Origin of the sequence: Legionella worsleiensis (genome assembly GCF_001467535.1) — a bacterium.
Lineage (GTDB): Bacteria > Pseudomonadota > Gammaproteobacteria > Legionellales > Legionellaceae > Legionella > Legionella worsleiensis.
This window is the reverse complement of record NZ_LNZC01000004.1, coordinates 53,290-79,531: the sequence shown is the minus strand read 5'-3', so window position 1 is coordinate 79,531 and position 26,242 is coordinate 53,290. Positions and strand designations below refer to the sequence as shown.

The following is a 26,242-nucleotide window of genomic DNA, read 5'->3' as shown; positions in this document are numbered from 1 at the left end:
TTGTTTCCCTTGTTCTGTGTCCAGCTTAAGGGAAACAACGAGCAGGTCTTTAACGAGTGGACTACGCTGATTTTCGTACCAGATAATCCAATATCTGGAATAAACGCTCCTGACTACCGGCCATTTGCAAATCAGTTTTGTATTTATTGTTTATGACAAATGCGGGCACCGCATTAACCTGATAGCTGGCCATTAAGCTCATGCCGTCTTGAACTCGCATGTCAATAGTAGGGGAGTTTTCAAAAGCACTTTTGGCAATTTCTCGGTCAACACCGTGTGCTGTAAAAAAATCTATCATGGTTTGTTTTGATGCCAAAGGTTTTTTATCCTCCAGAATGGCCTTAAATAATTGTGGGCTTAATTTATCCGCCAATGCCAGGGTTTTTGCGGTGTAGTATGCCTTGGCATAAAGCTCCCAGTCCGGTTTAAATACAACAGGAATGCGTTCGAATTGTACCTGATTTTTCATTTTTCCGGCCCATTGATTTACGGATGGGTCAATTTTATAACACCAGGGACAACCATAACTGAAAAATTCAGTGATTACGGGGATCTTGCCTTTGTTTATTGTTTGCTGAGGGGTGCTGACCACTTGATAGTCTTTACCCTCGATAAACTCTGCGGCAAATGCTATGACAGGTAATAACAATACAATACAAACTAGTTTTTTTAACATGTTTTGTTCCTTAATATAAACCTTCAATGTAGTGGGCTACCGCTTCCATATCATCCTGGCTCATTCTGCCACTGATGTCTCGCATGATATGGTTTAGATCATTGCTTCGTTTACCGTCTTTGAATGCCTGTAATTGCAGTACGGTATATGTTGCTTTTTGACCTGCAAGGACGGGAAAACCAGCCTGAGCATTACCTGTACCATTAGGACCGTGGCAGGCAATGCATGCGGTAATGTGTTTACTAAAATCTCCACCTCGGTAAATTTGTTCGCCACGGCGCAGGTATTTTTTCGGAGTAGAGCCTTGGGCACGTGGCATTTTAGCATAGAATGACGCCAGGTCATTCATGTCTTGTTCACTAAGATTGGCAACCATGGCAATCATGGTAGGAGCAACACGCTGTGTTCCTTGTTGAATGTCTTTTAATTGTTTCACCAAATAGTGCTGATGTTGTCCAGCGAGATTAGGCCACTCAGCTGCGGAACTGATGCCTTGAGGTCCATGACAGGCAGCACAAATCTGGGCTTTATTTTGCACGTCCTGGAGATTTTCCTGTGCGTGCAGAACCAATGGAAAGCACAAGATGAGAGTAAGTGCCAATTTTTTCATCGTTGTCTCATAAATAATGGATAATTTAATGGTACACTGCTTGGGTCAAAATCCCAAAATGAAATTATAATCCATGTTAGTAAATTTATATTCTAAAGCAGTATTTCTAAAAAGTGCAGCCCGTGTTGATCAGTTACCTGAAGATATTGGTTACGAAGTCGCTTTTGCTGGCCGATCCAATGCGGGTAAATCCAGTGCCCTTAATTGTTTAACCGGTATAAAAAGTCTTGCCAGAACCAGTAAGACACCCGGACGTACTCAATTAATCAATTTATTTTCTCTGGATGAGCAACGCCGCTTGGTTGATTTACCTGGATACGGCTACGCAAAAGTAGCTTTGCAAATCAAACAGGAGTGGCAGAAAAATCTGGCACACTATCTTGAGGTCAGAGAGAGTCTTAAAGGGCTGATTCTTTTAATGGATGTGCGTCATCCACTAAAAGATTTGGATCAAATGATGATAGATTGGGCGTTGAACCGAGAACTTCCCGTTCATATTTTACTCACTAAATCCGATAAATTAAGCCGTAGCGAAGTAAAAAATACGGTGCTTAAAGTACGCAAGCATTATGAATTAGCTGAACATTTGATTTCTGTTCAGTCTTTTTCATCGCTTAAAAAAGACGGTATTGATGCTTTGGTTGCCGTATTAAATTCCTGGTTGATGCTGGATTAATTGGGGTTTATCCTTACCATGCAAATGCTCCTGAGTTATGGGGTAGTTGCATGGTAAGTCTTTATTATCCGATAATGTCGTTCATTAATTCCTCGACAACATGGGGGTTGGCCAGGGTGGATAAATCGCCTAGTTGGGAAATATTGTCTACTTCATGACAGGCTATTTTGCGTAAAATTCGGCGCATTATTTTGCCTGAGCGGGTTTTGGGCAAATCGCTGGCAAAATAGATTACATCCGGTTTTGCTATAGCGCTAATTTCCTCTTTTACTTGCTCGACTAAAACTTTTTTTAGTTGCTCATCACCAACATACCCCTGTTTTAAAATAACAAAAGCAAAAATCCCCTGACCTTTTATTTCATGAGGAATACCGACCACGCCAGCCTCAGCTACACTGGGGTGGCTGACAAGAGCGCTTTCAATTTCTGCAGTACCTAGTCTGTGCCCGGAAATATTTAAAACATCATCGATACGGCCGGTAATCCAATAATCACCATCTTTATCTCTTTTTGCACCATCACCGGTTATGTAATAGCCATTCATAAAATAGGTGGCACAATAGCGTTGATGATCTCCAGCTATGGTGCGCGCAATTGAGGGCCATGGATATTTTATTGCCAGTGAGCCTTCACCTGCTCCCTGAACTTCATCACCTTGATTATCGAGCAATACGGGAATAATTCCCGGTACTGGCTGACGGGCTGATCCGGGTTTAATCGTTGAATCATCGAATCGTGGACTAATCATGATGGCTCCAGTTTCTGTTTGCCACCAGGTATCCACAACCGGACATCTTCCCTGGCCTACTTTTTGATGGTACCAGTTCCAGGCTTCTGGATTAATAGGCTCGCCAACCGTGCCTATGAGGCGCAGAGATGCTCGAGAGCTTGATTCCAACCACTGATCCCCGGCCCGCATTAATGACCTGATGGCCGTGGGGGCTGTATAAAAGACATTAACCTTGTGTTTGTCGATGATTTGCCAATTTCTTGCTGGATTAGGCCATGTCGGTATCCCTTCGTACATCAGGGTAGTAATGCCATTACACAGGGGGGCATAAACGACATAACTATGGCCAGTAATCCAACCAACATCCGCAGTACACCAAAATACTTCATTGTTTTGACAATTAAACAGTAGTTGATGTGTGTATGCTGCCTGAACCAAATATCCTCCTGTGGTATGAACAACGCCTTTGGGTTGTCCTGTACTTCCTGAGGTATACAAAATAAAAAGAGGATCTTCAGCATTCATAGGTTCGGGCTCACATTGAGCCGATACCTGTTGCCTGAGCTCATGCCACCAATAACAGTTGCTGGCTTGTGATGATGTTGATGTATTGTCCTTCTTGATGATTAATTGGTTTAAGTTCAGGTTGGCGCAGGCTTCATCTGCCTGCTCTTTTAGATTAATCTCTTTCCCGCCACGGTTAAAATGGTCTGCGGTAATTAATAAGGAACACTCGGAGGCGATTAAACGTTGTCTTAGCGCATGCGCTGAAAAACCGGCAAAAACTACCGTATGAACTGCACCAATACGAGCACAAGCCAGCATGGCAATTGCCGCTTCAGGTATCATGGGTAAATATATCGCTACTTTATCCCCTTTTTTTATGTACAAATGCTTAAGAACATTACTCATTCGACAGACTTCTGCATGCAATTGGGCGAAGGTGAGCGTTTGATGCTCTTCTTCCGTATCTCCTTCCCAGATAATGGCGGTTTGATTGGCTTTTTGCGCCAGATGCCGGTCAAGGCAGTTTGCACTGACGTTTAATTGGCCACCGTTGAACCAGTTGATGTAGCCTTCTTTAAATCCCCCGTTAAGGATGCTATCCCAGGGTTGTATCCAGTCAAGAGTTTGGCTTGCGATTTCAGACCAAAATTCCGTTAATGCGTCTAAAGTGTCGGTCAATTTAGGGTGTGCTAAAGAAATGGACTTCATGTTACACCTCAACGCCTTGAGCAATCAGTTTAATGATTGCAGAAAAATCAGTATCTCCAAGCCCTTGATTAATGAAGTGTTGATAGAGTTGGGTAACATGAGCTCCCAAAGGAGTTGTAACGTGTGCAGCACGTGCCGTTTCCTGACTTAATTTTAAATCTTTTAGCATCATGGCCGCTGCAAATCCGGGTTTGTATTCGTTATTGGCTGGAACGTTATCCAAAACCCCGGGAACCGGAATGTATTTGCTCATAGCCCAGCATTGTCCTGATGAGTTACTGACTACTTCAAAGAGTTTTTCCGCAGACAGCCCCAGTTGTTCTGCCAAAACAAAAGCTTCGGAAACGGCAACCATGGAAATACCGAGAATCATGTTATTGCATATTTTCGCAGCCTGGCCACTACCCGAGTTGCCAGTATGAATTATTTTTTGTCCCATATGGGCAAGAATGGGTTGTGCGGCATGAAAAACATCAACTTCACCACCTACCATAAAGGTCAGTGTGCCGGCCGCTGCCCCGGCAACACCTCCTGAAACTGGAGCATCCACAGAGCGTAGACCATGCTCCCTGGCCAGCTGATGAAACTCACGAGAAGAATGGACATCTATAGTAGAGCAATCAATGAATAATGCATTCGAATTGGCATGGCTGAATAATCCATTTCCTCCCTTGCAGACCTTTAATACCTGTTCACCTGTTTGCAGCATGGTAATAAGCACATCCTGATTACGTGCTACTTCTTGCTGCGTGAGCGCTTTGGTACCACCTGCTTGGGAAAATTGTGCTAAGGCCGATTCTTGCAGATCATATCCGGTAACATGATATCCTGCCTTGATCAGATTAATCGCCATGGGCAAACCCATATGTCCCAACCCTATAAAGCCTATTCTAGTCATTGATTACTCCGTAACGATTGATAATGTTCCGTTGATTTGGTTTTGTTAATGGGTAGGCATGGTAAATGCACTTTCCTTGGATTGAGTTACGGGCCATTTACTGGTTATTGTTTTGCGGCGAGTATAAAAGTGAATGCTTTCTGCGCCATGCATGTTGGTATCGCCAAAAGAAGAACGTTTCCATCCACCAAAGGGGTGATTGGCAATAGGTACAGGAATCGGTATGTTCACGCCTACCATACCGGCCTGAACTTTTTGGCTGTATTCACGAGCGGTAAATCCATCACGGGTAAATATGGCAGTGCCATTACCGTATTGATGTCTGTTAACCAGAGCCAGTGCTTCTGCAAAATGATTGACTCGAACAACCGCAAGGACAGGACCAAAAATTTCATTTTGATATACGGTCATGTGTTCCTTTACCTTATCAAAAAGACAGGGTCCAACAAAAAAACCTTGTGGGTACTGGGGATGCTTATACGAACGGCCATCGATAATCAGTTGAGCTCCTTCATTCACTCCTTTGTCTACAGCTGCTAATACTCGTTGTTGATGCGCATGGCTGATTAATGGCCCCATGTCGGCACCTATTACATCGCCAGCATCAATTTTCATCGCACGAATTTGCGGCGCCATTTTGGCAATTAACGCATCAGCAGTTTCATCGCCCACAACTACGGCTACCGATAAGGCCATGCATCGTTCACCAGCAGATCCATACGCAGCTCCGATAATGGCACTGGCTGCCTGGTCTAAATCGGCATCCGGCATGACAACACAGTGGTTTTTGGCACCACCAAAGGTATGGGCTCTTTTTCCATAGGCGGTAGCCGTAGTATAAATAGACTGAGCAACGGGTGTGGAGGCTACCGCTGTGAATGCGGCAATATCAGGATGAGCCAGTAAGTGTTCAACGGTTGCTTTATTACCTTGCAGGCAATTTACGACACCTGGTGGTAAACCTGCATCGTTTAATAATTCCATTAATCGTATTGGAGCCGAGGGATCTTGTTCTGAGGGTTTTAAAATAAAGGTATTGCCGCAGGCTATGGCGGGGATCATCATCCAAATCGGTACCATAACTGGAAAATTAAAGGGGGATACTCCTGCGCACACACCTAATGGTTGCCTGAAGGTATGACAGTCAATTTGGCTTGCAACATCAGCAGAAAAATCGCCTTTCAGTTGGTTTACCAGCCCGCAATGAAATTCAACTACCTCGATACCGCGAGCTACGGAACCCTTGGCATCTTCCAGCGTTTTGCCATGTTCTCGAGTCACAATGCGAGCCAGATCCGTTTGATGTTTTTCTAATAGATCTCTGAATTTAAACAGGATGCGCGCTCTTTTGATTGCAGGAGTTTCAGCCCACTCAATTCCTGCCTCTTTTGCTGTTGTTACCGCTTTATCGCAAAGCGATTTGGATGCAAAATGTACCTGACCAATCGTTTCACCTAGGGCTGGATTGAATACAGGATGAGCTTCTGTGTTGGACTCAGTGATCAGTTGACCACCTATAAAATGGGGTACGTTATATCCCATGGTTAAACTCCTTTTTTAATGTGTTATGGGCGTTATGGTGTTTAAAATACGATTGACGTCGTCTTGCACAAACGGCTCATGAAGTATCTGATTCATCGCTGATGCCAGTTATTTAACAATACCGTGTTACATTGATTTTTCAGTCATTGTTTTTAAAATAACCCTATAGTATCGTCTGGTTTTACTTTTCTGAAAGCACAGAGTTTCCACTACTGCACAATGGACAGGATTTCCAGCGTTGTTTAGCGCATTTTGGAACGCATCGCCAATATTTGACTCAGAAAATCCCACGAAATCCTCTATACTTTTCATAGACATCCTTTTATTATTTATCCAAAAAATACAGTTTAGCATGAAGTAAAACTATTAAGGTACTCAACTTCCTGATATCTTATCTGAGAAAATAATTTTAATGACGGCACAAATGATTGTTTCGTAAAATTATTTGTACAATAATAAAAATAAAAAAGCAGTAAGGGAATAAGCTATGGGAAAAGGTATAATTTTACGTCTTTTGGAAGGTACTGAAATATCACCAGAATTATCTCGCACACTGGTTAAGCTCATACCCGATTATCGCATCGAATATTTTCAAGACAAACCCAATTACCGCCGAAGTTATCAAAGACGCATAGACAGTCTTCATGATGCATTTTTATTCATGCTGGACGCATACCCCCTGGATTCCCGATTTACCTCTATAACTGCTGAAACACTGAAAAATTTTGTGCTGGAAGTGAAAGCGTCCTGTAATCTGGCCACAGACTCTGTGGAACATTTACAAACCGAGCTGGTAAATTTCACCGCCAGATTGGTTCAAATTATTTCTGTATGCTGGAAATGGTCAGAAGGCAAGGAGTTCAATGAGGCTGTTGATTGTTTGAATGATGCCGAGCAGTATGTGTTAATGAGTAGGGGGCGATATGATTTGGCTACGTTAATGCCCATGCAAACAGAACGGGGTATGGACTATATTTTACAGTATGACGAGTCACTGCCTCCTTGTTCTGATGAACTCATTACCGAATTAAATGCGATAAGATTCACGGCTTATCCCAAAACACCTGTTTGGTTTAGGAGCCTTCAAGAATTTCAAAAAGAGTATTTCGTTAATTTAGAGATTAGTCCACCTAATGTTGCCTCAATCACAAGCGACATTTATAAGTTTATTCGCTTATGGGATGAGTTAAAAAGCACATCACGAGATATTATTCTTGAATTAAGAGACATTGATAATTTATCTCAATTTTCTAAAGCTCAGAAAGCCGTACTAAACGTACTTGCAGCTGAACCGTGGTGCATTGATGCTAACCTAATACTTTTGAAGGACTTTGTATCGAAGCAAGAGATCAGTCCTGCCTTTTTGGATTCTCTTGATAAACTGCCTAAACTCCCTTTATGGTATTGGTCATTATCCACGGTACAGCAAAGTTTTCTGGCACATGCCTTGCGATGTGATGCACCTGTAGAGGAAGTGGTATCCTTTTTATCCAGTAGGCACCGAACCTTGCCCGCTCCAGCAAATTTTGCAGCTCATCGCCTTTTCAAAATAATGCCCAATGAGGTTCAGGAAGATGAGTCCTTAGCGGTAAAAGAGCTGTATGGAAAACGGTTTAGATCAGCTCATATAGGCAGTCGCGATACTTTAAAATCACCTTTATCGGTCAAACGCAGGCATTGTGATTCAAATTTTTCCATGGTGATGAAGGATGCCAAACCTAATCAATTGTGTTTATTACAGACTCTGATTAGTCCCTTGTATGTCACAGACTATATCCCCTCTATACTTCGGCATACCTTGTCAGTCACACCCGATCTCGAATTATTCAAACTCGCACGGTCTACAGTGCAAAGAAGTAAAAAAGCGCCTGTCATTTTACAGCACAATCATCCTTTTAATTACGCCCGTTATTTGTATTATACAGCCTCTGATGATGCTGATAGTCTGACCATGTTGTCTACAGTTCGCGATTTAGAGGTTCAAACTCCTGAGCTGACGGATCTTTTAAACGAGTACCAGCGTGTGCTTGAATCGCCCATTGGTTCCGCAACTGTTTGGGATTACAAAGGCCGAGAATTGTTTTTAGCTTCTTTAGAACAAGTCATTATCCTCACACTAAATGGCCATAGCTATGGCTCTTGTGTTAGTGGCAAGGATAGAAAAGCGGTTGAGTTGATGCATACCGATGCCATGATTTTATACAAGGAACGCTATGGAGCATGGCCTAAATTTGATGCGCCACTCACTCACGCAGATCGCATTAATTTTATTAATATTTTTGTCGATATTTATATGACACGACATCAGCACGAGCACGCTGGTCAAAATGCGCCTGGCGCTGACGGCATCAAAACTCCTGATATGTATTTACCTGCTGATATTATTACCGCAATTAATCTTCGCTTGGGTACTGAAAAAGGCGTGGATTATGATGATTTGATGGCTACCGGAAATGAGGTGAAGCATATCAGTAAATATCTGAAGTACTCTTTTATCACTAAAAATGAATTGCAATGTAAATTAACAGCCAGACAATTAGGTGAGGGTATGTGTAATCGATTGTATGATGCTCTGAGTTCATTAATTAGCGAAAGAAGTCGTTTTATAAAAAAACGTAAAGAATGGGGATTTAGCATATTTGATACATCTTCTCAATTACCTGCGGGAATCGCGAAAATAATTGGCTTGATTCAGGATAAAAATGCGGGTGATAATAATATATTACGGATGGAAAAAATATTTTTGGAAGTATTTAACAGGCCTGTATCTGATGATACACGTACAATCTATACGATCTCAATATACGGCAGGATAAGAAGCATAGTGACTTCAGTATTTGAGGTACATAATGAGTCTCTTGATTTTCTTGCGAATACAACGGTGGATGAATGGTCAAGACTGTTTGAAGAATCAAAACGAGCCAACAGTAGTGTTGTCGCCTGTTAACTCGCTGTATGTATCGTCTGAATAGGCGCTATTGGCTCATCTCAACGGTCTATTGAAACAAATGATACCCAATTTGTCCTGTAGTCTTCGTTTAGCGTAATTGGAGCACATGTCAGGTAGTAGCTTCTTTATAGATAAAGAAGCTGGCCTGGATGAGCGAGGCTAGAAATTACAACACATGTTCCAGTCCATAAATCAGCGTGTTTAATCCCAGTACTTTTTGACAGGCAAGAATTACCCCAGGCATAAAACAGCGACGATCGATACTGTCATGGGTTATGGACAGCGTTTCGCCAAGGTTTCCAAAGAGTACTTCCTGACGTGCGAGCACCCCTGGCAGGCGTAAGGAGTGTATATTAATGTCCTGATAAGTGCCCCCGCGAGCACCCGGAATCAGTTCTTTTAGTACCAGTGTATTTTTTTTATTTTTGCGTGCTGAGGCTATCATTTCTGCTGTTTTTAAAGCCGTTCCAGATGGGGCATCCAGCTTGTTTTGGTGATGGGTTTCAATGATTTCTACTTCAGACAAGTACTCAGACGCTTTGGCTGCAAAAGACATCATGAGTACGGCACCAATAGAAAAATTGGGAACAATAATTCCACCAAGCTGACGAGATTCACATGCGTTTGTTAATTCATGAATTTGTTCTGTAATGAGTCCTGATGTTCCTATGACAGGGCAAGCACCATTTTGGATAATCGTCTGCGTATTATTGTAAACGCAATCTGCCCGAGTTAGGTCAACTACAATCTGAGCACTGTTTTTGGTTATCGCCTCAGCCAGGTTGTCCTGTTTGGTCAGCTGGGCTACCAGTTCAAAATCAGGGTGATTCGCCAAGGTTTCACAGGCAAGGGAACCCATTTTACCCTGTGCTCCGTTAACAATAATTCGAATGGACATCAGTTCTCCAGGTAGTGTGTTTGATGGATTTAAACACGTTATAGATAATTATTCTGTTTCTTCTGTAGCGGTTTTATTTTCCGGGTGAACCAAACGCCAGGCCCAAATGGTCGCAAAAGGCCATCCAACCACAGTAGCCTGCATGATTAAAGCAACAAATGCCCCACCGGGATTATCATGAAGCAAAAGCACGAGCCAAGGAAAGAATAACGCCAGAATAGACATAAAAAATCGTTTCATAATCTGTTCACCCTATGTTAGATGATTAATTATAGGTGTATCTTAAAGTATTTTTCTAATCGGATACAGCTTAAGCCCTGTAATTGCGTTAAGAGTGCTTGCAAAAAACCGTTAAACATTGTACATTGTGCGCTCATTTCTAAAACAAATGACCTAACTATTCCATTTTCTGATATCGGATATGAAAACCAACAACGCACGGATAATTGACAACTTTCATTCCATAATACGTTCTAAAATAAAGGTACCATAATGAGAAAACAGGAGCTGCATCCACGCACCGCTGTAATCAATAAATCCCAAAAAAATCAATCCAGACGAGCTCGATCGCAAGCACTGGTTTGGCTGGCTGCTAATTTTCCCAGTGCATTTGATAATTCATTACGCATACGCCCTTTAAAAACCGGCATTATGGATGACATTTTGCAGTTCGCTGATAAAGCCGCAGAAGCCGGTATTTCAAAAAGTAAGCTTAGAGAAGCGGTTGTCCTTTTTACCCGTCGCCTTGATTATCTCACCTGTTTGAAAGCTCGAGAAAAGCGAATTGATTTGCAGGGCAATGTGGTTAGTGATGTCTCTGATGAAGAAGCGGAGCATGCAGCTGCGAAAATAAAAAAACGAGTAGAAAAAAGTGTGCGAAACGCACGTAAAATAATGGCCGGTAAATTGTCTACGCAACAACCTGCAAGCGTGATGCAGCAACCAACACAGACCTACGCCAAGTCTGCCAGCCATAGTGCAGCAGCCCCTAGTGACGATTACTTGCCAACGTATCCCCCCAGAGCTCCGGCGTTTAGTGCTCACCATGCAGCAGCTCAACCAGTAAGAACGGCTGCGGTTGTGGTGAAACATAAAACAACACGGCAATACGATCCTGATGCGGTTGCACGGCTCAAAGAGAAATTAGGATTATCTCGTAGCGCAGAAGAGAAAAAAGAGACCGTTGAGTAAATGAAGCTGCGAACCATACTGCTTGGCTTTTTATTCGTTCAGTCAGCTTTTGCTTCGCCTCATTTTGTGGCGTCTCAACCATTGTTTCAGGGTATCTACGATATCAATGGAACGGAATTATGCGCCACAGCCAAACAAACATTGGCCTATTTGCATCAAGGTTCTGGTTATGACCCGCACGTGATTCATGACGGTAAGGTGGTTACTATCCCGCTGAATCGAGTTAAAGCAACATTAACATTTATTTGCGCCAATCAGGATAAATTAAATAATCCAAATTTTGTAAAACGCCATTTTGATTTTATGCGCTGGTATCCTGATAAGCGTCAGGCAAGCCTGCTGGCAACAAATAAGCCTTTATTAAAAAATCTACCCGCTGATCGTTTATTAATGACTAAATATTACGTTCATTTAGCCCATGCCAGTTCAGTAAAAACATCCAGAATGCCCTATGCTCTGCACGGTCTTCCTGCTGACGAACGTGGCTTAACTCTGGAAGATGCAGACAAAAAGCCAGGACTAATTCGTTTGAATTACGGTAAACAGGCAATATTGGCAGGAGCATTAAACGATAAGCCGGTTCCAGTACTTGCTTATGTAAGCCGTGAGGATTTAGAGGCTGCTCTGTTGCAAGGGACTGTTGTTGTTGATTTTGATGGTAAAGAAAAAAAAATATTCAATGTTCACCGGACCAACAATATAGCCTACGACCGAACGAAATCGCCTTATCAACAGGAGCGTTATTGGTATTTTAAACAGGTTGATGGCATAAAAGGGTATGGTAAAGACGCTGATCATAAAATCACCATTAATCCCCAAGTAACATTTGCGGCTGATTTGCACCAGTTTGGTTTGGGTAGAGTATTAATGATTCAGTATCGTGATCATAAGGGTAAGCTCATCGCAAAAGCCGGAATTATGGCAGACACTGGCGGTGCATTTGCTGATAATCTGTACCAGGTTGATTACCTGGCAGGCAGTTATTCTGGACGAGATGCGTTTAATCGTGGAACAAGGCATTTACCCGATTATGTTGATGCTTATATTATGGTTTTAAAAAAGCATTAAATTCCGGTAGTTCCAAAGTGATTTCTGTTTTTAAACGGTCAAAAATTCCTTCTTTGGCAACAAGCCCCTGCTCGAAGCGTTCGAGTTCTTTCAGAGAACCTGTTTTGTTGCTGAAGAACGTACCTATGTAGCCTCGTTCTGTGTACATTTCGGTAAATATTGCCGGAATGACAGTCAGGCCGGCAATAATTCCTGCTATTGTTCTAATGCACTGGATTATTGACTGCAGTACAGGATTTAATTCGTTATACCAATTAGCAAAACCTCGAAATTTGGCGAATTCTCCTTTTGCATGGGTTATTGCATCAATACAGATTGTTTGAAATTGTATAACACGTTCCTGTGATACCGGATTATTAAAAAAATCGTTACGAGCAGCCCTTAGGGTAGTGGTTAAGGACTTGGCAATGGATGCTATTTTGGCGTAGTTGGAATTATATCTGACGTTTGATATGGGACCATGTGGAATGATACTGCTCTCAAAAAATGGCGTTCCCTTGTTCGTTAATTCGGATAATCGGTAAGAAAGTCTGCGAAAAATCTGATTAAATCGGTGTTCTTCTTTTGTAATGGCAATCATCAAGTTAAATTGCTTTTGCGCTTCTGGCTCGGTTTGAGCGATTAATTGCCGATCAAAATGTGAGTTCATATAGTCAGTTATTCTATCGCTTAAATCAATGGACAGAGCCTTGATGTTTGCATCAGCAATTTGATAACACGCCAGTTTTTTTCTCAGCAGCAAAAGTGATCCTAAATCAAATTGAGACAAATCACCTGCGGCAAGGAATACTGATGAAGAGCGAATGGCCTTTTCAATATCGTCATCTAGCATAATTACTGCGTACAATGTGTTGAAATGATTATAGTAAAAGTGCTCAGAATCATGAGTGCTTTTAGGAAATTTAACTTCTATTGCTTTGACTTTATCGATTAAATCAAACCCGTCTTCTTCACTTATTGCTGATTGACCGGAATCCGATGAATTTTTTTTAAAACCAAACTCCAGTGAAGAGCGCTTTTGGGAATCTTCAAATAAACAATTACTTGTATGGCCAAGGCGAAAAACACTCAGTAGCGGTTTATCCTTTAATGGATGAAGCGCCCCAACCGCTTCAAGTACCATGTATTCAATAATATCGAAATTTCGGAGTGTATCTTTAGTAAATTGGAATCCTGCATGGTTTAGTTGGTCACAAATGGTTTTGTATAATGGCATGATATTCTTTGGCAGAGCATAATAGACGGATTATTGCATGGTTTTAGCACATTGTTAATCCTTAGGCGCTGTATTATGTTCCCAACTTTTTTACATGATAATTTAGTTCTCGAGGAGGTTTTATTGCCGTAAGCCTTTATACGAATAAGGGTTTACGGCAAGCAGGATAAGACTATTTTTTAAGGTTAGGGCGTTAGTGCAATGATCTCCATGCTATTCGTTCCTCCCGGGGTTCCTATGGCTTTGCCGCGAGTTAATAAAATGTAGCCATTTTTTTGCAGTAGTTGCAATTTGACTAACTCGTCAATAATGTGTTGATTAAGATGTGCGGTAGCCAGGTGATGATAGTCGAGATATACGGGAAATACATTATTTATCAGACATAAACGTCCCACTGTGCGTTTGTTGGCGGATACGGCAATAACAGGTACAGTGCTATGATGTCTTGAAATCCATAACGCAGTATCGCCCGATTCAGTCAGTGTAATAATCGCTTGAATAGGAAAGTGATTGGCTGCATGCATGGTCGCCATAGCGATAGCCTGATCGGCACGTTGATAATGACAGGATTCAGGATCGGTATGATAAAAAAAGCTGGCATGTTTTTCGGCGCTTAAGCATATTTTATTCACCATAGTGATTACTTTCACCGGAAACTGGCCGCTTGCCGTTTCAGCGGACAGCATCACCGCATCGGTTCCATCCAAAATGGCATTGGCTACATCAGATACTTCTGCCCGAGTAGGTTGAGGATTACTGATCATGGATTCCATCATCTGAGTTGCCGTGATCACTACTTTGTTTAACAGACGAGTTTGCTCAATAATTTGTTTTTGAATGGCAGGAACTTCTGCTGCGCCAATTTCCACACCCAGATCGCCCCTTGCAACCATAATGGCATCTGCTTCCTGAATGATGTCGGTTAGGTGTTCTAATGCCTCAGTGCGTTCAATTTTGGCAATTACGGGCGTAATTTTAGCATCAAATTGCGTCATTAATGCTTTGATGTTGCGAATATCCTGAGCATCTTTTACAAAAGATAAGCTGACATAATCTACCTCAGCCCCAATTGCGATACGTAAATCATTAATGTCTTTTTCTGTTAAGGTTCTGGCTGCCAGACCACCACCTTTTCTGTTTAACCCCTTCAAATCGCTAAGGACACCACCTTCAATAACCTGGCAATAAATTTTTGAACCAATAATATTAATAACTTCTAATTCGATTAATCCGTCGTTGAGTAGCAGATGATCGCCTTTACTCAGCTCATTGGCAAGATTGGGATAAGCCACAGCGACTTCCATATTCGTACCAATCTCTTGAGATTGACAATCCAGAGTAAAATTCTGACCATCAAGAAGGGTAATGGCTTTATCTTTAAAGCGTCCAATTCGAATTTTTGGGCCTTGTAAATCCGCCATAATTGCTACGGGATGATTTAATTCTGCAGAAATTTTTCGTACCCGTTGTATCAGTGTTATCGCAGAAGCATCAGCATGAGAAAAATTAATTCGCACCACATCTACCCCGGCACCAAGCAAGGCACGCAAGGTGACGGGATCATTACTGGCTGGACCAAGGGTCGCAATTATCTTAGTTCTTCTCAACATCTTTAGCCCGCTCCTGCAAAATGGCTACTGCTGGTAAGGTTTTTCCTTCGAGACACTCAAGAAATGCGCCGCCTCCGGTGGAAATATAGGAAATTTGGTTATTTAAATCATAAAGATCCACGGCAGCTAAAGTATCACCACCTCCTGCTATGGAAAATGCATCACTTTCCGCAATTGCAATAGCAAGAGCCCGGGTTCCATAGGCGAATTGGGCAAATTCAAAAACACCAACCGGACCATTCCAGATGATGGTTTTTGCCTCATCAATGATGTCCACATAATCACTGATGGTCATAGGCCCAATATCGAGAATCATGTCGTCAGTCGCAACATTCGCTAATGTTTTGTTAAAGGCTGGGCATGTTTCACTAAATGTTTTACCAACCACTACATCTTTAGGCAAAGGAATCTTACACCCTTTTTCTTCTGCCAGTTTCAGGATCTGGCGTGCTTCATCCAGTAAATCAGGCTCATACAAGGATACACCTATTTCAAATCCCTGGGCTTTAAGAAACGTATTGGCTATTCCTCCACCTGGAATTAAATAATCTACCATGCCAACCAGTTGTTTGAGTAAACTGAGTTTGGTTGAGACTTTTGCTCCGCCAACAACGGCAACAATAGGTTTTTGCGGATTTTTAAGAACATGCTGTAATGCTTCAAGCTCACGAACTAATAATGGACCGGCCACAGCTACAGGAGCATATTGGGCAACACCATAAGTTGATGCTTGTGCCCTGTGAGCGGTTCCAAAAGCATCCATCACGAATACGTCGCACAATTGGGCTAATTTTTTTGCCAGATGTTCATCATTACTTTTTTCACCAGGATTAAATCGAACATTTTCGCAAATAACCAATTCACCGGGTTTAATCTCAATACCATCAAGATATTCACTAACAAAACGGACGGGGTAGTCAAGATTTTTCTGAAGATAATCTGCAACAGGCTCTAACGAAAAGCGGCTTTCGTAGCGGCCTTCTTCGGGTCGTCCCAGGTGTGAGAGTACCATTACCGCCGCACCAGCATCCAGTGCTGAAGTCAACGTTGGTAATGCGGCACGCAACCTTTGGTCGCTGGTAATTATCCCGTCTTTAATGGGCACATTAAGATCTTCGCGAATTAAAACTCGTTTACCCGCAAGGTCTATGTCACTCATTTTAATCAGATTCATGAGTTATCCCTCAACAATTCATCATTTGGTGGGCTGTGTCGAGCATACGATTGGAGAATCCCCATTCATTGTCATACCAGGCAACGATTTTAACGAGGTTACCTAATACTTTCGTTTGAGTTGCATCAAATATTGATGATGCGGGATTGTGGTTAAAATCACAAGACACTAATGGGTCATCGTTTATTTGTAAAATACGGCTTTTTGCCTGGCGAACAATACTATTTACTTCTTCAACGGTTGTGTTGCGTTTTGCGGTAAAGGTTAAATCAATTACCGAAACATTAAGAACAGGAACACGCATGGCAAAACCATCCAGCTTACCGGCTAGCTCTGGTAAAACAAGGCCTACAGCTGCCGCAGCACCTGTTTTGGTTGGAATAATTGATTGCGTCGCTGAACGAGCGCGGCGTAAATCTTTGTGGCTGCCGTCAAGCAACATTTGATCTTTGGTATAGGCATGAACTGTGTTAACCAGGCCATGTTCTATTCCCAATGCGTCATGTAATGGTTTGACAACTGGAGCAAGGCAATTAGTGGTGCACGATGCGTTAGATACTATCTTGTCGCTTGCTTTCAGAAGATGATGGTTGACTCCATAAACAATGGTGGCATCGACCTCTTTGCCTGGCGCTGAAATCAGTACCTTTTTAGCCCCGGCAGTAATGTGTTGCATCGCTGCATCTCTGGTGGTGAAGAAACCGGTACATTCAAACACAATATCAATATCCAAAGTGTTCCAGGGTAAATTTAACGGGTTACGTTCTGCTATAACCTGAATTTTATGGCCATCAACAATGAGTGTATTCCCTTCAACTGATACACTTGATCCAAAATGACCATGTGTCGAATCGTGACGGGTTAAATGTGCGGTGACATCTATTCCTGATAAATCATTGATTGCCACAACTTCAAATTCATTTTGTCTGTTGTATTCAAAAATTGAACGTAAAATACAACGACCAATGCGACCATAGCCATTAATCGCGACTCGTATTGCCATGCTATTTCTCCGATTTGAGGTGCCCTACTCATACCTGTTTTTCGCAAGTATATCCTTTTGATGTTTAAAAGGTGCGGGTTACACTAGTGTTTGTTTTATTAATCGTTCCAAAGTGTTCAAAATACGTTCCTGAGTAATTCCCAGGCTGGTATAAGCTGCTGCTGCTGGTGCAGAAACGCCAAAACTGTCTAAACCTATCACTGCGCCATCCAGCCCCACAAATTGATACCAATAGGCAGTGCTGCCTGCTTCTATAGCGATACGAATTCGAACATTATCAGGTAATACTTCATTTTTATAGGAAAGTTCCTGGGCAAGAAATCGCTCACCGCAGGGCATGGATACTACTCTGATTTTTAATCCTTTCGCTGCAGCTTCTTCGGCGGCTAAAAGGGCCAGATGTACTTCCGAACCGGTTGCTATCAGTATTGCATTCGGTGTTCCATTGCAATCTTTGATAATGTATCCGCCTTTTTTAATTAACTCAGCGGCCTGCTCACTGTGAGGTAGAGCGGGTAGATTTTGACGTGACAGAAGTAAAGACGCAGGCCCGTTATGATGGGCTAGAGAATCTTGCCAGGCAACTGCGGTTTCCATTAAATCAGCAGGGCGCCAGACGGTCATGTCTGGAGTCATACGCAACATGGCGGCATGCTCTACAGGCTGGTGGGTTGGGCCATCTTCTCCCAATCCTATTGAATCATGAGTAAAGACATAAATGACTCTTTGCTTCATTAACGCACTCAAACGAACAGCGTTACGTGCATAATCTGAAAATACCAGGAAGGTACCACCATAAGGAATGAATCCACCATGAACAGCAAGACCATTCATGATGGCTGCCATTGCAAATTCTCTCACCCCATAATACACATAGTTTCCAGAATAATCTTTAGGTGTTATCGCCTTGCTTCCTGACCAGTCGGTGTTGTTGGAGCCGGTCAGATCAGCCGAGCCACCAAGCATTTCGGGTAACAAAGCGGCAAAGTATTCAATACACTGTTGGGATGCTTTTCTTGTCGCTATTGCCTTTTGGTTTGTTCGGCATTGATTGATAAAGGCTGCAGAAGCTTCTTGCCAGTTGTCGGGCAGGTCGCCATTAATACGGCGTAAAAATTCGTAGTTTTTCTCAGGATAGCATTGTTGGTATTCATGGTGCAGTTGCAACCAGTGCTGTTCTTCCTTCTCACCTTGCTCTATATGGTTCCATTGTTGGGCAAGAGCATCAGGAATGACGAAAGGTGCATGTGGCCAGTTGAAAAATTCCCTTACTTGCCGAATGTCATCAGCACTCAGTGGCGAGCCGTGCGATTTTTCACTCCCGGCAACAGAAGATCCCAGTCCAATGATGGTTTTGCACTGAATGAGAGTAGGTTGCGTTGTATTGGCACGGGCTTCAATGATGGCCTGTTCAATGGCATTCATGTCGTGGCCATCAACCTGTTCAATCACTTGCCAGTTGTATGCTCTGAAACGGGCAACAGTATCATCAGTAAACCAGGCTTCAACTTTACCATCAATGGATATGCCATTATCATCGTAAAATACGATAAGTTTTCCCAGTTGCAGAGTGCCCGCCAGTGAACAGGCCTCGTGCGAAATACCTTCCATCAGGCAACCGTCTCCTGCAAAAGCATAGGTGTGATGATTGACGAGTTCAAATTGATCACGATTGAACTGACTGGCCAGTATTTTTTCGGCTAAAGCCATACCCACCGCATTAGCCAAGCCTTGCCCTAAGGGGCCTGTCGTAGTTTCTACTCCGGGGGTATGTCCATACTCTGGATGACCGGGCGTTTTAGAATGCAGCTGGCGAAAATTTTTAAGTTCGTCAAGAGATAAATTATATCCTGTCAGGTAAAGAAGGGAGTAGAGCAGCATGGAACCGTGTCCGTTAGATAACACAAACCGGTCTCTGTTGAACCATTGGGGATTTCGTGGATTAAATTTCAAGAATTTTTTCCATAAAACAGTAGCTATATCCGCCATACCTAATGGCATTCCAGGGTGACCGGATTGAGCCTGGTTTACGGCATCAACGCTTAATATACGAACAGCATTTGCTAATTCTTTAGAAAGATTCATGCGAACTCTTATGCATTTAACTGAGGCGCTATTGTCGCTCAGAAGGCATAAATCAGCAAGAAAACCATTCATTTTTAGTTGTAACTGATGTAAATTCTATACTTTAATGTTTTTAAAATTTTACTTATTGTCCATTTTTTGTCATAATGCGCCTGTTTTTGTATCCCTATTCTCAATTGGATGGAATATTTTTATACAGAAGCCAATAATTAAGACCAATAAAACAAATTGGATATTCAATAGGTAATTTCAGGACATCATGATGCCAGTTATCTTGCGCTTACGCAGCATTGTTCCAGATTTGCCCCAAATGGCAGAGGGTAATTCTCTGCAATGGTCTTTTGATAAGCGCATCAAGCTTCTTGGTTCTGATTTTTATAAAAAAATTGTATTGCATCATCCCGTGCTGAATATGGAATACAGCATTTTATGCCATCAAATCAGGCATCACTTTGATCATCCCAAGCAAATAAACGCCAAACAAGTCATTGGCGAGTTACAAACTGCCTTAATGTTGGCGCAATTGTTAGAGGAAATTTACCTTAATTATCTCGTTGTTCCTCGTGAAGTTGAGCGGTTACGCCGACATCAACAAATTTACAAAGCGTTGCTTGAGGACATGGCGGGGATGACTTTTCTTCCTGAAGAAAGGATAAAAAATCCAGAACAACCTGAATTTTCATTCGCACAATACATCCGGGATAATACCGCCCAGCTGAATTGGCTCAGACTCTTTCTTACTCGTACGAAACGATTTTTAAATTTTTTAAATCTCGTTGTAACCGGTTCTCCACAATACAAAGAATTTGTTCGGCTGATGGATTTTTATACTAATCCTTTTTTTGACTATATTGCCTGGTGTTTTTTCATCCCACGTTTGACCACTAACCTTTTTCTTTTAGCAAAACACAGTATTGCGTGGTCTGACGTAAATGCACTAGAGCAGGAACTGGACTGGCATATTCGTTTTCAGGCGCAAATACAACGCCGTTGGTTTGAACTGGGTAATGATTTGGTTTGGGTAGGAGTGGGGTTGCTTAATTGTTTTGTATTAGTAGGCGCCTTGGCTCCCTTATCTTTTTATTTCACCATGATCGCTTTTGCTTTTGATGTTGCCAATGCCAGTTTAAGGATGTTTATTGAACTTAACAGGCTTTATGGCGTGCAAAATGATTATAAAAAAATCTATCTGGCTTGTGATGATGACGTAACCAAAAATGCCATTGAAGAATATCAGCACTTTCTTAAGCACCGTATCGAGTTTGAAACCTTAAGATTAGGACTAGTTCTTGCCGGTACTGTAGCGGTGTTTTGGGCTATGTGTCTTGCTCTCCCATTTCTGGCCGCAAATGCAGTTATCCCTTTCATTGGTGCTGTTTCGTTGATCGCCATATGGATGGCTTCCTTTGCGCTTACTCGTAATTTGGAGCAGTTTCGGCCTAATGATACGGTTGAAAAACCCTCTGGCGTTACCCGGTTTGGGGTGTTTGCCAAAAACAATAATGACCAGGTTAAAGGCGACACTGTTTTGGAAAATACAGCAGATCTTCCCAGCGACGATCGGACTTCGTTGCGTTATGGATAGAGTGTTCATCACTTGATGTGCTATGCTTTGAAGCACCAATAATCAGATCAAGGTATAACATGTCATCGCCAGTCGGATTACCACAATTTAGCCATATAGACATTGCTGGATTTAAGTCTCATTTGGAAGCCTTATTAAAAAGTCATTTGGAACAAATAGATTCTGTCCTTAAGGAAAATCAGCATTATACCTGGGATAATCTGATGTATCCTCTGGATGATCTGGCTGATTCGCTGGAGCGATTTTGGTCGCCTATGGCTCATTTGCATGGAGTCATGGACTCCAAGGCTTTGCGTGACTGTTATGATGCGTGTTTGCCATTGTTATCCGCCTATGAAGCTGCAATAGGTCACAATCATCAGTTGTATGAAGCGATTAAATCTATTGATAAACACGCTTTAAACTCAGCACAACAGAAAATAATCGAGGACAGTCTGCTTGATTTCGAGTTATCTGGCGTTGCGCTTTCCAGCGAACAAAAAAAACGTTTCGAAGCAATTCAAGCCCGTTTAGCTGAGCTGTCTAGTCAGTTTGGCAATAATGTGCTCGATGCCACACAGGCGTTTACCATGCACATTACCGATGCCAATCGATTGGCCGGATTGCCAGAACATGCCATGAATACGGCAAGGGCGCTGGCTGAAGAGAAAGGTCAAGACGGTTATATTTTGACTTTGGAGTATCCCTGTTTTCAAGCGGTTATTACTCACGCACAAGACAGGAGCTTACGTGAAGAAATCTATAAGGCCTATGTCACAAGAGCCTCAGATCAGGGGCCTAATGCCGGTTCTTTTGACAATACAGATTTAATTAACGAACAACTGGCATTGCGTCATGAAAAAGCTCAGTTACTCGGGTTCAATAATTACGCAGAACTCTCGCTGGCCACTAAAATGGCGGAGTCAACGGATCAGGTCATTCAGTTTATGACGGATTTGATTAATAAAGCCCGGAATCAAGCACAGCATGAATTTGCTCAACTAGAACAGTTTGCCGCAGAACAATTTGCTCTAGCACCTGTAAAACCATGGGATGTTGCTTTTTTATCCGAAAAAAGAAGACAGAATCTCTTTACGTTATCGCAGGAGGAGTTGCGCCCGTATTTTCCTCAACCTACAGTAATGCAGGGTTTATTTGCCATAGTTAAAAAACTGTATGGAATGACAATAGAAGAAATTCCTGGTGTTGATGTGTGGCATAAAGACGTCCAATGTTTTGGAGTTATTGATGAACACAATCAGGTTAGAGGTTATGTGTATACCGATTTATATGCCAGACCGAATAAGCGAGGCGGTGCCTGGATGGATTCGCTGCAAAGCAGAAGACGGCTTGAAGATGGAACCTTACAACTTCCTATTGCTACCCTGACCTGTAATTTCGCTAAAACATCATCAACGAAGCCAGCAACCTTATCACATGATGAAGTAATCATTTTGTTTCATGAGTTTGGACACTGCTTGCATCACTTACTAACCCAGGTTGATTACTTAAGCGCCTCAGGAATTAATGGGGTAGAATGGGATGCGGTTGAATTACCCAGCCAATTTTTTGAAAACTGGTGTTGGGAACAAAGCGCCTTGTCTTTGTTAACGGCTCACGTAGATACAGGTGAACCACTCCCGGCAGCGTTATTTGAACGTTTGTTGGCTGCAAAAAACTTCCAATCTGCCATGGCCATGCTCAGACAGATGGAGTTTTCCATGTTTGATTTTCGTATTCATCAGGAATTTAAAGGTAATTCAAACTCCTTGGTGGCTGATATACTTGCTGATGTTCGTTGTAAAACCAGCATTATCCCTGTAGCACCCTACAACCGGTTTCAGCACAGTTTCAGCCATATTTTCAGTGGTGGTTATGCTGCAGGATACTACAGCTACAGTTGGGCTGAAGTATTATCCAGTGACGCTTTTTCTCGATTTGAAGAAGAAGGAATATTCAACTCCAAGACCGGTCATGATTTTTTGAAGTGTATTTTAGAAGTAGGCGGCTCGCAAAATGCAGCATCCGCATACAAGCAATTCAGAGGTCGTGCCGCCACCGTTGATGCCCTGCTGCGTCATAATGGTATTCAATCTGAATAGCATTCAATCGTTAAAAAGCATAAAAAAGAATCAATGATCGGGAGAAAATGCTTGTTTTCTCCCGGTCATTAATGCGGGAAGATACCATTTGATAAAATTTCACAACAGGATGATTTTACCTTGTGATTTTATGTTATAATTAAAGTGTACGAATTGGGGGCGACCTGGCTTCGACGTGGGTTACAAAACCAGAGGTGCATGCCGAGAATGAGAACTCTCGTAAATCAGACTCAACTAAATATAAACGCAAACGATGAAAACTTTGCTGGTGGAGAAGCTATCGCTGCCTAATAAGCACTTTAGTTGAACCATCACTGTGTACTGGCCAATAAACCCAGTATCCCGTTCGACCGAGCCCGCTTATCGGTATCGAATCAACGGTCATAAGAGATAAGCTAGTGTCTTAATCCATCCCGAATTAAGGTGCGAAACTCAGGGAATCGCTGTGTAGTATCCTGCCTGTCGGAGAATGCACAGTTAAATCAAAAGACAAGGCTACGCATGTAGAGCTGAAGGCAGAGGATTTGCGGACGCGGGTTCGATTCCCGCCGCCTCCACCATATTGACTGTCCAAAGACAGTATCTACGCTTGCTGACGTTGGTAATGGCGACCCTGTTTGTGATCTTATTATTGCTTGGAGCTTACCTAATGCCAACTCAAGAAAAATATTTAGAGAAAATCTAGACCAGATTGATGATGATACTTGGGAAAGAGGACGTGGATGGGCTTTGTCAATAGCGGTTATTATGCTGCCTTATTATAAAAACTCAAATCCTGTTTTAGCAAAGTTCGCTAGACGAATGATTGACCAAGTACTGAGTGAAACATTGTAATTAGCATCTTATTATGCATCTTTAAAAAGACCTGCCGAATGTTCGGCAGGATATTTATCTAAGATAACTCATGTTCTGCAAATATTTTCATCGCCTCCACCATAAATTCAAGCAATTTAGGATGTCTTGTATCGTAAAATTTTCTAAACTCGGGTGTTTGATAAAGCTCAGTTAGTCCAAGATAGCTTGCATGGCTAGGTGTCCATGTCCGCTCAAGCCATACATAATGTTGCTTCATTAGAGCTTGAACACTTCTATCGGATGGAGCTGCCTCCTTTTCAATGGCTGCAATAACCTCATCCATAATGCGTTCTATGTCTTGTATAAAGGCATTCTTTTCTTTATTACTCCAATTTTTAACATTCTCGTTACATTTATTCAAAAACTCTTGAGTAACAATACCCTCTTTAACAAGATATTTTTCATGCTCCTTCTGTTTTTCAGAATCAAAGCCATAATATAATTCTGCGTTTTTCATTTTTGTTTCACCTTTTAAATACTTAATAGTTTTATCAATCGTCTTTAGCAGAGTTTTAGTCCGATCTATATCAGATTGAAGCCTGGATTTATGGGCTTTTAATGATTCAATTTTATCAAAATCATTAGTGCTCAAAATCTGTTGAATATCGGAAAGAGGGAAACCAAGCTCACGAAAAAATAAAATTTGTTGTAACATCAGGAGCTGCTCTTCCTTATAGTAACGATATTGGTTATCGCCATAAAAGGCTGGTTTTAATAATCCAATTTCATCATAAAAGCGAAGGGTGCGAGCACTAACTCCGGAGATACGAGCTAATTTATTAACCGTGTAAGACATTAGGTATTCCTCTAACTGACTAAACACACAATAAAAGATGACGTAACGTTAAGGTCAACACTTTTTTTATTTATTTTTATAAGGGAAATTAATATGTTGAAATTAATTAAAAAATTTTTTTTCAAAACAAAACTCAGCAAGCGTAGATACTGTCTTTAAAAGCAAGCAAAATTTTCATTAAAAGGTTGCTTGCTTTTAAAGACAGTATCTTGCTTCTTATATTGCCTCGAGATCAAATATATAGAGCCAGTATTGTCCTATTATAATACAATCCTCAAATTAAAAAACCATTGTGGTGTATAATTAATTTGTAACAAAATCTAAATTTGGTTAAAATATAGTCATATCCATATTAACTTTACTTAGATTTAGAGCTTGCATGAAAACTATTATATTGAGTTTTAATTTCTCCAAACTTTCTGACGAAACCAGTCCAAAATTTACTTCGTTCACCGAAAAAATGCAGTTATACGTGAATATTTTTCAACAGAAATACGACCTAGCAAAACAAAGATTTCCTAATGCGAGGATCATTTTGGTCAGTCATGAAAATGCAATCACTCGAATAGACGATACCAATTCGCAAGTTATTGATTATGAAGAACATCTATTGATCTAGGAGAGTTTAAAAGAATTTACTCTGTTAAACCCAAATTCTGTTATCATTTTTCCGTACGCCTTCTCTAAAGAATATCATGATGAAGATGTGTTACCTAAGCTGAAAAAAATTGCGCAACGTTTTCAAGACGACTCTCACATCAAGAAACCTTATACCATTGAAGAAGATAATTTAATTACTTATCCCGATAGGTCTAAAATTAAAAGCTCTGAAGACAAAATTATTGTAGTACGGAATGTTTGTTATCTATTCAGAGAGGGAATAATATTGAATACAGTGGATAAGCGCTTTCCTACTTTTGAATATACTTTACCCAATAGCTCAATTGTTCGTGCTCCATTTGTGCAAGGCAGTACGTTTTTTCAGCCCGGTACCAATAGAAATATAATACAGTTTAGTGAAACTCAATCATTAGCGATAGAGATTTGTGCTGATCATGCTGGTGGTTTATTAAAAGCTACAAGGAAACGCAATAAACTTCTAGTTGACTATCATTTGATCCTAGCAAATTCTACTCCTTTGAAAACTGAACACTTAATTGGAAAATTCAATATACTCTGTGACGCAATGACAGGTACGTCCATGATGCAACTAGAGGCTGTTAACAAAAAAGACGTTCCTCTAGTGATAGCGATCACACCAGAATGTCATGGCGGCTTACTTGAATATAATATTGAATATATAAATCCAGAAATACTGATCACCAGACCTAGGCCAGCCGTCGAACTCAGTGACGAAATTCACTGCCTAACCAAATAACCCGG

22 protein-coding genes and 1 other RNA gene are annotated in these 26,242 nt (G+C 41.5%); 9 read left to right on the top strand and 14 right to left on the bottom strand.

The features are described 5' to 3' along the window. Positions 1–61 precede the first annotated feature (61 nt). Both Lwor_RS02930 and Lwor_RS02925 read right to left on the bottom strand, forming a co-directional pair. Entirely contained in the window at positions 62–676 is a 615-nt protein-coding gene (locus Lwor_RS02930; RefSeq protein ID WP_058492407.1) for a thiol:disulfide interchange protein DsbA/DsbL, read from the bottom strand. A 10-nt stretch (positions 677–686) separates the two neighbouring features. Further along, the gene (locus tag Lwor_RS02925; RefSeq protein WP_058492406.1) at positions 687–1,286 is read right to left on the bottom strand and encodes a c-type cytochrome; all 600 of its coding nucleotides are present in this window, start codon (positions 1,284–1,286) and stop codon (positions 687–689) included. A 73-nt stretch (positions 1,287–1,359) separates the two neighbouring features. Between Lwor_RS02925 and yihA the strand changes: the two genes are divergently transcribed. Then, a complete protein-coding gene (yihA, locus tag Lwor_RS02920; protein WP_058492405.1) occupies positions 1,360–1,962 on the top strand; it encodes a ribosome biogenesis GTP-binding protein YihA/YsxC in 603 nt (200 codons plus the stop codon). A gap of 64 nt (positions 1,963–2,026) precedes the next feature. On the opposite strand, the gene acs is transcribed toward yihA, so the two are convergent. The 4 genes from acs to Lwor_RS02900 all read right to left on the bottom strand — a co-directional run bounded on the left by acs (position 2,027) and on the right by Lwor_RS02900 (position 6,659). Continuing rightward, a complete protein-coding gene (gene acs / locus Lwor_RS02915) occupies positions 2,027–3,907 on the bottom strand; it encodes an acetate--CoA ligase (protein WP_058492404.1) in 1,881 nt (626 codons plus the stop codon). A 1-nt stretch (position 3,908) separates the two neighbouring features. Continuing rightward, the gene (mmsB, locus tag Lwor_RS02910; protein ID WP_058492403.1) at positions 3,909–4,805 is read right to left on the bottom strand and encodes a 3-hydroxyisobutyrate dehydrogenase; all 897 of its coding nucleotides are present in this window, start codon (positions 4,803–4,805) and stop codon (positions 3,909–3,911) included. A gap of 45 nt (positions 4,806–4,850) precedes the next feature. Beyond that, positions 4,851–6,347, bottom strand: a complete 1,497-nt coding sequence (locus Lwor_RS02905; RefSeq protein ID WP_058492402.1) for a CoA-acylating methylmalonate-semialdehyde dehydrogenase — start codon at positions 6,345–6,347, stop codon at positions 4,851–4,853. 126 nt (positions 6,348–6,473) lie between these two features. Next, the gene (locus Lwor_RS02900) at positions 6,474–6,659 is read right to left on the bottom strand and encodes a hypothetical protein (protein ID WP_058492401.1); all 186 of its coding nucleotides are present in this window, start codon (positions 6,657–6,659) and stop codon (positions 6,474–6,476) included. Between the two features lie 175 nt (positions 6,660–6,834). Here Lwor_RS02900 and Lwor_RS02895 point away from each other — a divergent pair, with 175 nt between their 5' ends. Then, a complete protein-coding gene (locus Lwor_RS02895) occupies positions 6,835–9,294 on the top strand; it encodes a hypothetical protein (RefSeq protein ID WP_058492400.1) in 2,460 nt (819 codons plus the stop codon). A 169-nt stretch (positions 9,295–9,463) separates the two neighbouring features. Here the strand turns inward: Lwor_RS02895 and dapB are convergent, their stop codons facing one another. Next, the gene (dapB, locus tag Lwor_RS02890; RefSeq protein ID WP_058492399.1) at positions 9,464–10,195 is read right to left on the bottom strand and encodes a 4-hydroxy-tetrahydrodipicolinate reductase; all 732 of its coding nucleotides are present in this window, start codon (positions 10,193–10,195) and stop codon (positions 9,464–9,466) included. 48 nt (positions 10,196–10,243) lie between these two features. Further along, positions 10,244–10,435 (bottom strand): hypothetical protein, encoded by a 192-nt coding sequence (locus tag Lwor_RS02885; RefSeq protein WP_058492398.1) that lies wholly within the window; start codon positions 10,433–10,435, stop codon positions 10,244–10,246. Between the two features lie 252 nt (positions 10,436–10,687). Here Lwor_RS02885 and Lwor_RS02880 point away from each other — a divergent pair, with 252 nt between their 5' ends. Both Lwor_RS02880 and Lwor_RS02875 read left to right on the top strand, forming a co-directional pair. Beyond that, positions 10,688–11,386, top strand: a complete 699-nt coding sequence (locus tag Lwor_RS02880) for a ProQ/FinO family protein (RefSeq protein WP_058492397.1) — start codon at positions 10,688–10,690, stop codon at positions 11,384–11,386. After that, the gene (locus Lwor_RS02875; protein ID WP_058492396.1) at positions 11,387–12,454 is read left to right on the top strand and encodes a hypothetical protein; all 1,068 of its coding nucleotides are present in this window, start codon (positions 11,387–11,389) and stop codon (positions 12,452–12,454) included. Here Lwor_RS02875 and Lwor_RS02870 read toward each other — a convergent pair. The 5 genes from Lwor_RS02870 to tkt all read right to left on the bottom strand — a co-directional run bounded on the left by Lwor_RS02870 (position 12,432) and on the right by tkt (position 19,542). Next, positions 12,432–13,670 carry a hypothetical protein gene (locus Lwor_RS02870; RefSeq protein ID WP_058492395.1) on the bottom strand — a complete coding sequence of 413 codons (1,239 nt, stop codon included), beginning with the start codon at positions 13,668–13,670 and terminating at the stop codon, positions 12,432–12,434. The two genes, Lwor_RS02875 and Lwor_RS02870, sit on opposite strands and share 23 nt — an antisense overlap. A gap of 185 nt (positions 13,671–13,855) precedes the next feature. Continuing rightward, positions 13,856–15,280, bottom strand: a complete 1,425-nt coding sequence (gene pyk / locus Lwor_RS02865; RefSeq protein ID WP_058492394.1) for a pyruvate kinase — start codon at positions 15,278–15,280, stop codon at positions 13,856–13,858. Continuing rightward, entirely contained in the window at positions 15,264–16,454 is a 1,191-nt protein-coding gene (locus Lwor_RS02860; RefSeq protein ID WP_058492393.1) for a phosphoglycerate kinase, read from the bottom strand. The genes pyk and Lwor_RS02860 overlap by 17 nt, the downstream gene beginning before the upstream one ends. A 10-nt stretch (positions 16,455–16,464) precedes the next feature. Continuing rightward, the gene (gap, locus tag Lwor_RS02855) at positions 16,465–17,457 is read right to left on the bottom strand and encodes a type I glyceraldehyde-3-phosphate dehydrogenase (protein ID WP_058492392.1); all 993 of its coding nucleotides are present in this window, start codon (positions 17,455–17,457) and stop codon (positions 16,465–16,467) included. 78 nt (positions 17,458–17,535) lie between these two features. After that, positions 17,536–19,542 carry a transketolase gene (gene tkt, locus Lwor_RS02850; protein WP_058492391.1) on the bottom strand — a complete coding sequence of 669 codons (2,007 nt, stop codon included), beginning with the start codon at positions 19,540–19,542 and terminating at the stop codon, positions 17,536–17,538. Between the two features lie 259 nt (positions 19,543–19,801). On the opposite strand from tkt, the gene Lwor_RS02845 reads away from it, so the two are divergent. The 3 genes from Lwor_RS02845 (at position 19,802) to ssrA (ending at position 23,768) form a co-directional block, all read left to right on the top strand. Beyond that, positions 19,802–21,127 (top strand): hypothetical protein, encoded by a 1,326-nt coding sequence (locus tag Lwor_RS02845; RefSeq protein WP_065235833.1) that lies wholly within the window; start codon positions 19,802–19,804, stop codon positions 21,125–21,127. Between the two features lie 59 nt (positions 21,128–21,186). Next, positions 21,187–23,208: a M3 family metallopeptidase gene (locus Lwor_RS02840; protein ID WP_058492389.1), complete on the top strand. Its 2,022-nt coding sequence runs from the start codon at positions 21,187–21,189 to the stop codon at positions 23,206–23,208. Positions 23,209–23,363: 155 nt separating this feature from the next. Continuing rightward, positions 23,364–23,768, top strand: a transfer-messenger RNA (tmRNA) gene (gene ssrA, locus Lwor_RS13295). Positions 23,769–24,100: 332 nt separating this feature from the next. Here the strand turns inward: ssrA and Lwor_RS02835 are convergent. Then, positions 24,101–24,859, bottom strand: a complete 759-nt coding sequence (locus Lwor_RS02835; protein WP_058492388.1) for a MerR family transcriptional regulator — start codon at positions 24,857–24,859, stop codon at positions 24,101–24,103. A gap of 379 nt (positions 24,860–25,238) precedes the next feature. On the opposite strand from Lwor_RS02835, the gene Lwor_RS02830 reads away from it, so the two are divergent. Together Lwor_RS02830 and Lwor_RS02825 are read left to right on the top strand one after the other, a co-directional pair. Continuing rightward, on the top strand, positions 25,239–25,478 hold the full coding sequence (locus Lwor_RS02830) for a hypothetical protein (RefSeq protein WP_058492387.1): 240 nt from the start codon (positions 25,239–25,241) through the stop codon (positions 25,476–25,478). 87 nt (positions 25,479–25,565) lie between these two features. After that, positions 25,566–26,237 carry a hypothetical protein gene (locus Lwor_RS02825; RefSeq protein WP_058492386.1) on the top strand — a complete coding sequence of 224 codons (672 nt, stop codon included), beginning with the start codon at positions 25,566–25,568 and terminating at the stop codon, positions 26,235–26,237. The last annotated feature ends 5 nt before the right edge of the window (positions 26,238–26,242 follow it).